Origin of the sequence: Longimicrobium sp. (assembly GCA_036389795.1) — a bacterium.
Classification (GTDB): Bacteria; Gemmatimonadota; Gemmatimonadetes; order Longimicrobiales; family Longimicrobiaceae; genus Longimicrobium.
This window is the reverse complement of the sequence record DASVWD010000018.1, coordinates 1-6,999: the sequence shown is the minus strand read 5'-3', so window position 1 is coordinate 6,999 and position 6,999 is coordinate 1. Positions and strand designations below refer to the sequence as shown.

The window sequence follows — 6,999 nt, the reverse complement described above, 5'->3', positions numbered from 1 at the left end:
TGAAAAGGTCTCACACAGAGGGCACAGAGAACACAGAGGAACAGCGGAGAGATTGAAGTTCTCTCCGTGTCCTCCGTGTCCTCTGTGTGATGCCAATCTGTTTCTCGCGAACCAGAACAATGCTCGGAAACGTGGTATCAGTCGCCTCGAAGGCGCCATCCGAGCTTTGGCCGGGTGCTCACGCCCCCTTGCCGGGTGAATCCTGTCTGTTCTAGTATGGGAAGCATCCCATCCACCCACACCACAGGAGCACCCATGAAGAAGCTGCGGCTGGACCTCGATACCCTGGACGTGGCGTCGTTCGCCACCGCGGAGTCGGAGGTGGACGGCGGGACCGTGCAGGGGCACTTCGTGCCCACGAACCCGTGGTGCGCCGCGAACACCTACAAGAGCTACTGTCCGGACACCCTCTGCACCTGCCCGCCGCCGCGGGACTGAGGGAGCGCGCATCCTCCCAACGAAGCATGCGGCCCTCTCCCGGAGCTCGGGAGAGGGCCGCGTGCCGTCCCGCGCGGCTGTTTGCGCGGACGCGCTCAGCGCGCCGCCGGCGTGGCGACGCCCCTGGTGAGGAACCACGCCGCGAGCGTCACCTCGAACACCAGCATCGGCAGCCACACGAGCTCGAAGAGCGGGCCGCCGACCACTCCGCCGAGCCGCAGGGGAAGGCCCACCACCAGCAGGACCGACGCGGCGACGCCCAGCCACGCCAGCGGGACGGGGACCATCCGGCCGCGCAGGAGCAGCCAGGAGAAGAGCGTGCTCCCCACCGCGAAGAAGGTCGCGGTGACGGTCGGGCTCGCGTCTTCCCCTTTCAGCAGGTACGCGGCGAGCGCGTGCGCCGCGGCGGCGTCCGGACCGCTCGCTCCGCCCGCCGTCCCCAGCCACAGCAGCCCGAGCATGGGGATCACGGAGAACCCGCCGAGCACGCCCTCGGCCACGCGGAAGGTCATGGCCAGCACCGCGAGCTCGTGGTCCTCGTCGCGCGTGATCCCGTAGAGGGTGACGCCCAGCACCAGCGCCGCGAAGGAGCAGAGCAGCGTGAGCACGGCGGCCAGGCGCACCTCCGGCGCGTGCCCGGCGACGCGCGCGAGCAGCGCGGCCCCCTCCGCGCCCGTTGCCCGGCCGAATAGGACCACCGCGGCAAGGCCGGCCGCGATGTAGAAGAGGAACGCGACACCGGCGATGCGCGCGCTCGTCGTGCGGGTCATGGGGTCACGGTCGATTCGTCGTGGATCGGTCTCCGCGGGCCGGCCCGGAGCGGCTGCCGTTCGCGGTAGGTGAGCGACCTCCACGCCCACTCCATGGGCCCGAAGCGGTAGCGCGCCAGCCACCAGCGGCTGAACAGCGTCTGCAGCGCGATCGTCGCGACCGCCTGGACCCACAGCCACGTCGGCCCGACGTGGCCGGCCAGCCCCAGGCCGAACCCGGAGAACACCAGCGTCGCCAGGACGGTCTGCGAGAGGTAGTTGGTGAGCGCCATCTTCCCCGCCGGCGCGAACACCCGCAGCAGGCGCATCCACGCGCCGCGCCGCCAGAGCAGCGCGAAGGTGGCCGCGAGCGCCAGCGCCAGCGGCGCGACGGCGAAGGCGTACAGCGCCGTCTCCAGCAGGCCGCGCCAGCTCCCGTCGAAGTACGACTGCGGGTCCCTGACCGCGGCCCACACAAGGTTGGCGGGCAGTCCGATCGCATACCCCCACAGGGCCACGCGGCGCAGCAGGGCCGCGTTCGCGTCCAGGGCCGCCCACATGGCGCGCCGTCCGACGACCATGCCCACGAGGAACATCGCGAGCACCTTGAACGGGCGTCCCGTGAAGACCAGGTCGGCGTAGCGGAAGAAGACGCCCAGCGTGCTCAGCTCGAACCAGTCGCCGACGCTGCCGCTCGTGAACATGCCGAACATCGCTTCCGACATGTGCATGACGTCGACGCCGTACAGCTTCGAGAGGCCGAAGAGGCCGGCGAAGAACGGGATGGCCGGGGTGAGCGCGAAGCTGACGATGACCGGGAGGTACTGGACGATCGGCAGGAAGACGCACACGGCCGCCCGGCGCAGCGCGCGCCCGTCGTCCAGGTGGCGCATGCGCACGAGCACGAGCGCCATCAGCGCGTAAAACAGCAGGATGTCGCCGTACCAGAGCAGCAGGAGGTGCGCGAGCCCGATGAGCATCAGCACGCGGACGCGGCGCGAGAACAGTGGCAGCCCGTCGCCGCCGCGGGCCTCGGCGCGCTGGAGCTGCAGCGCGAAGCCCAGTCCGAACAGCAGCGAGAAGATCGAATAGAACTTCCCTTCCACCAGCGCGTGCATGAGGAACGCCGCCGCGCCGTCGGTGGGCAGGTCGTAGCGGGAGAGGCCGCCCGCCGCGGGCGAGTCCCAGTACGAGAAGACGAACAGGTTGGCCAGGCAGACGCCGAAGAGGGCGAAGCCGCGCAGCGCGTCGAGCAGCTCGACGCGCTCGGTGGGATCGGCCGGCTTCATCATGGGTGCGCCGCCACGCGGGGCGCGGGCGCGCCGACGCCGGCGATGCCGCGCAGGGGCCGCCTCCCGCGGACGCGCCACAGCCAGTAGAACATGGTCACCAGCACGGCCAGCACCGGCAGCGCGAGCAGGGGCGGGATGCGGACCGCCTCCGGGAGCACGTCCGCCTGGCCGATGAAGAACGACAGCGCCGCGATGAAGAGCGCGAAGCACATGCGCCACAGGTGCCGCGCGAGCCGGGGCGCGCCCCGGAGCGGCCCCGATCGCATCACCCGCAGGTCGCCCGCGCCCGCCAGCAGGCCGACGACGCCGAACATGAAGAACGGGAAGGCCGGCAGCCCGCCCCTCGTGCCGCCGTTGGCCACCGCCTGGAACCCGAACGTGAGGCTGGCCACGCCCACCGCCAGCGCCACCACCATGGCGCCGGCGTCGACCCGGCGCGACCAGGCGGCGGAGGGCCGGACCGTGGTCAGCGCGGTGACCACCAGGCAGGCCGTCAGCAGCCCCGCGGGGAGGTTGAGCGCCGGCGCCACGCCCCGCACGGCCGCGACCGTCACCCCGGCCACGCACATGGTGAGCATCGCGCAGACGAACACCATCCCGGCCCTGCGGTGCAGCCTCGCCCCCTTCGAGGCGTAGAGCGCGACGAAGCCCGAGACGAGTCCCAGGCTCCCCGCGAGGATGTGTACCAGCAGCGTCGTTCCCATGGACGTTCTCCCGGCTGTTGATGGTGCCCTGCTTCACGTCCAGGCTCTACGCATCTCCTCTCCTATTGGTTTCCCATAGGAGATGCGGTGCCGGGAATACAGGCTTGTCGTCTGGTGAGGAGGGAAAGGGGAGCGTCAGGTGTTCGCTGTCATCCTGAGGGCGCATACACGGAAGCCGCGTCTGCGCAAGAGCTTGTGCGCCTGAAGGATCTGCGGGTGGGGACTCGCGCGTCAGCCGGGCTCACGCTCGGACACGGCCCGCAGATCCTTCGTCGCCGCCCCGGCATTCGCGCATTCCGCCGGTTCCGCGCGGGCGGCTCCTCAGGATGACACCCCTGAGTCTTTCGACCTTTACGAGCGCATGGTGATGGCCGGGTCGATCCGCGCGGCGCGGCGCGCCGGGACCCAGCACGCGCCGACGCCGATCGCCGCCATCAGCACGGCCACGCCGGCGAAGGTGGCCGGGTCGTTCGGCTCCACGCCGAAGAGGAGCCCGCGGATGACGCCGGCGGCGAACAGGGCGAGCGTGACGCCCACCACCAGGCCGACCGCCAGCAGCACGCCGCCCTCCCCCAGGATCATCCGCTGCACCCGGCCGGGGCCGGCCCCCAGGCTCATGCGGATGCCGATCTCGTGGGTGCGCGCGCTCACCGAGAACGCCAGCACGCCCGCGATCCCCACCGCCGCGATGATCACCGCCAGGACGCCGAACGAGGAGACGAGCACCGCGTTCAGGCGCCGGGGAGAGACGCTCTGGTCCTTGATCTGCGCGATGGTCATCACGTTCTCGATGGGAGCCGTGGGCGCGATGCGCCGGACGATGCGCGTGGCCGCGGCGGCCAGGCCCCCGGCGTCGCTCTCGGCGCGGATCACCAGCCCGCCGCCCATCGCCAGCTCCTGCGCGAAGGGCGTGTAGACCGCGGGCCGGGGCTCCGCGTCCAGCCCCCCGTCCTGCGTGTTGCCGACCACGCCGACCACCGTGCGCCACTCGGGGCTGATGGGGGTGAAGCGCAGCACGTCGCCCGTCCACGCGATCCGCCTCCCGACCGGGTCCTCGCCGGGGAAGAGCCGGTCCGCGAGCGTCCGGTTGATGATCACCACCCTGCCGGAGCCGGGGCGGTCGGTCGTGGAGAACGGACGCCCCTTGAGCAGCGGAATCCCCGCCGCGCGGAAGAAGTCGGGGTTGGCGGTGCGGAGATCGGCGCGCGGCATCGCCTCGCCGGGGGCGGGCGCCCTGCCTTCCGCCTTCACCTCGAAGCCGACGCTCGAGCTGCGCAGCGGCATCGGGGAGCCGACCCCCACGGCGACCACGCCGGGGAGCGCCGCGACCTCGTCGCGCATGCGGCCGTAGCGCTCCTTGGCCCAGGCGTCGGACTCGGGCCTGAACAGGAGATCTTCCGGGGTGAGGAGGTTCACCTGCATGGTGAGCACCTCCTCGGTCCGGAGCCCGGTGTCCACCCGCGAGAGCCGGATCATGGTGCGGGTGAGCAGACCGGCGCCCGCCAGCAGCACCACCGACACCGCCACCTGCGCCACCACCAGCGCGCGCTGCAGGCGCTGCTTCCGGAGGCTCCCGCTCATCCGCCAGGCGCCCGCCGAGATCCGCGAGGAGAAGGTGCCCTCCTTCGGCAGCGAGGCCAGGAACGAGAGGAGCAGCGCCACCGCCACCGAGAGCGCGAGCGTGAAGCCGAGGACCACCCCGTCCAGGCGGATCTCGCCGGCACGCGGCGAGTACCGCGCGACGAGCGAGGTGAGCAACCCCACCCCCCCGGTGGCGATGGCCACGCCGAGCGCGGCGCCCAGGAGGGCGAGCAGGAGGTTCTCGGCCAGGAGCAGCCGCCGCAGCCGGGCCACGCCGGAGCCGAGGGCCGCGCGCACCACCAGCTCGTGCTCCCGGCGCACGCCGCGCATGAGCGTGAGGTTGGCCACGTTGGCGGCCGAGATGACCATGACGAACGCGGCGGCGCCCATGAGCAGCCAGAGCGTCAGCCGCGCTCCCTCGCCGAGCACCTCGTGGAAGGGGATCACCGCCACGCGGTAGTTGGAGCCCGGGTCGTACGCCTCCGCGTGCTCCCGCTTCATCCGCGCGTAGACCGCGGCCACCTCGCCGCGCGCCTGCTCCACGCCGGCGCCGGGCGCCAGCCGGGCGACCACCTCGGTCATGCGGTGGGTGCGGCCCTCCACCATGAACGCGCTCAGGTGGTGGTCGCTGACCACCATGTTGAGCAGCGCCTCCGCCCGGCCGGGATAGAACGGCGCGGGCTCCAGGACCCCGATCACCGTCACCGGCCTGCCGTCCAGCCGCAGCTGCCTGCCGACGATGCTGGAGTCGCCGCCGAAGCGCTTCGTCCACGACTCGTGGGTGAGCACCGCCACCGGCGGCACTCCCGGGCCGTCGTCCCTCGGCTCCGTCACCCGGCCGAGCACCGGCGAGAGCCCCATGACCTGGAAGTAGTTGCCGGTCACCAGCCCCACGTCGATGCGCTCGGCGCCCTCGCGGCCCTGCAGCGTCAGCGTCCAGGGCGAGTACTCCGCGATGCCGCCGCGCAGCGACGGGGCGCCCTCGCGGAGGTCGCGGACCTCCGGGACGGAGAAGCTGAGGTTCGCTCCCCCGGGTCCGTCCATCGACTGCCGCAGGTAGAGGAGCCGGTCGCCGTCCTGGTGGGGGAGCGGCTTGAGCAGCACGCCGCGGACGACGCTGAAGATCGCCGTGTTGGCGCCGATGCCGAGCCCCAGGGTGAGCACCACCACGGCGGTGAACGCGGGGCTCTTCCGCAGCGCGCGCACCGCGTACCGCAGGTCGGCGGCGATGCTCTCGAGCCACGGCAGCCCGCGCTGGTCGCGGACCGCCTCGGCGGCCTGGGTGAGGCCTCCCGACGCCAGCAGCGCCTGCCGGCGCGCCTCGTCGGGGTGCATGCCGCGCCGGATGTTCTCGGCGGTCTCCATCTCCAGGTGGGCCAGCAGCTCTTCGCGGAGGTCGTCGTCCGCGCGGTGCTTGGTGAAGACGCCGGCGACGCGGGCGAGCGCGGCGCGAAGGTGTCTCATGTTCCCTCCCGTCGCAGGGCGAGAAAGGCGGCGATCAGCTCAGCGGTCTGGTTCCATTCGCGGGTCTCGCGCGCCAGCTGTTTGCGGCCCGCGGGGGTGAGCGAGTAGAACTTCGCGCGGCGGTTGTTCTCGGACTGGCGCCACTCCGCCGTGATGAACCCCTCCTGCTCGAGCTTGAGGAGGGCGGGGTAGAGGGTGCCGTAGTTGAGCGTGAGGCGGTTCTGGCTGGTCTCCTCGATGCGGCGGGCGATGCCGTAGCCGTGGAGGGGCCCCAGCACCTCGAGGGTCCGCAGGATCATCAGGGCGAGCGTGCCCGGCTTCACGTCCAGCTTGTCCGCCATGCTCCGTCTTCCTATGGGTTACGCACCTATAGATTACCCATATGAGTAGCGCGGACGAATGGATCGCGCAAGAGCCGCGTTGTACGCCGCTGCTGCGCAATCATCGTTCGTACAAACGAATGTCATCCTGGGGGAGCCGCTGCGCCGAGCCTGCCCCGGCACCGATGTCCGGCGGCGACCGAAGGATCTACTCACCCCAGAGCGAGGCCGGCTTCCGCGCGCTGCATCCGGCCACCAGACATGCGGAGTAGATCCTTCGGTCGCGTCCAACCATTTGCGCGGGAGCGAGTTACGCGCGGACGCTCCCTGAATAGAAACTACGGAGCCGGGGTCGCGCTCTTCAGGCGGCCTTCCGCAGTTCCACCTTGTAGCCGAGCCTCTCCAGACGCCGCTGCAGGCGTCGCGCTACGCGCTCTCCACCCTGGGAGTC

6 protein-coding genes are annotated in these 6,999 nt (G+C 71.5%); 1 reads left to right on the top strand and 5 read right to left on the bottom strand.

Going from position 1 to position 6,999, the window contains the following annotated elements; all coding sequences use genetic code 11:
• Positions 1-255: 255 nt before the first annotated feature.
• Positions 256-438: a hypothetical protein gene (locus tag VF746_02050; GenBank protein ID HEX8691196.1), complete on the top strand. Its 183-nt coding sequence runs from the start codon at positions 256-258 to the stop codon at positions 436-438.
• Positions 439-533: 95 nt separating this feature from the next.
• Here the strand turns inward: VF746_02050 and VF746_02045 are convergent, their stop codons facing one another.
• The 5 genes from VF746_02045 to VF746_02025 form a co-directional block, all read right to left on the bottom strand.
• Positions 534-1,208, bottom strand: a complete 675-nt coding sequence (locus tag VF746_02045; protein ID HEX8691195.1) for a DUF4386 domain-containing protein — start codon at positions 1,206-1,208, stop codon at positions 534-536.
• Entirely contained in the window at positions 1,205-2,479 is a 1,275-nt protein-coding gene (locus tag VF746_02040) for a DUF418 domain-containing protein (protein ID HEX8691194.1), read from the bottom strand. Before VF746_02040 ends, VF746_02045 begins: the two co-directional genes overlap by 4 nt.
• Positions 2,476-3,183, bottom strand: a complete 708-nt coding sequence (locus tag VF746_02035; protein HEX8691193.1) for a hypothetical protein — start codon at positions 3,181-3,183, stop codon at positions 2,476-2,478. Before VF746_02035 ends, VF746_02040 begins: the two co-directional genes overlap by 4 nt.
• A 351-nt stretch (positions 3,184-3,534) precedes the next feature.
• A complete protein-coding gene (locus VF746_02030; GenBank protein ID HEX8691192.1) occupies positions 3,535-6,228 on the bottom strand; it encodes an ABC transporter permease in 2,694 nt (897 codons plus the stop codon).
• Positions 6,225-6,569, bottom strand: coding sequence for a PadR family transcriptional regulator (locus VF746_02025; protein ID HEX8691191.1), 345 nt, complete (start codon positions 6,567-6,569; stop codon positions 6,225-6,227). The genes VF746_02030 and VF746_02025 overlap by 4 nt, the downstream gene beginning before the upstream one ends.
• Between the last annotated feature and the right edge of the window lie 430 nt (positions 6,570-6,999).

Bases quoted from the DNA above. Each gene is read 5' to 3' on its own strand.
- VF746_02040 (HEX8691194.1), bottom strand. From the start codon at position 2,479: ATGATGAAGCCGGCCGATCCCACCGAGCGCGTCGAGCTGCTCGACGCG.
- VF746_02050 (HEX8691196.1), top strand. From the start codon at position 256: ATGAAGAAGCTGCGGCTGGACCTCGATACCCTGGACGTGGCGTCGTTC.
- VF746_02035 (HEX8691193.1), bottom strand. From the start codon at position 3,183: ATGGGAACGACGCTGCTGGTACACATCCTCGCGGGGAGCCTGGGACTC.
- VF746_02045 (HEX8691195.1), bottom strand. From the start codon at position 1,208: ATGACCCGCACGACGAGCGCGCGCATCGCCGGTGTCGCGTTCCTCTTC.
- VF746_02025 (HEX8691191.1), bottom strand. From the start codon at position 6,569: ATGGCGGACAAGCTGGACGTGAAGCCGGGCACGCTCGCCCTGATGATC.
- VF746_02030 (HEX8691192.1), bottom strand. From the start codon at position 6,228: ATGAGACACCTTCGCGCCGCGCTCGCCCGCGTCGCCGGCGTCTTCACC.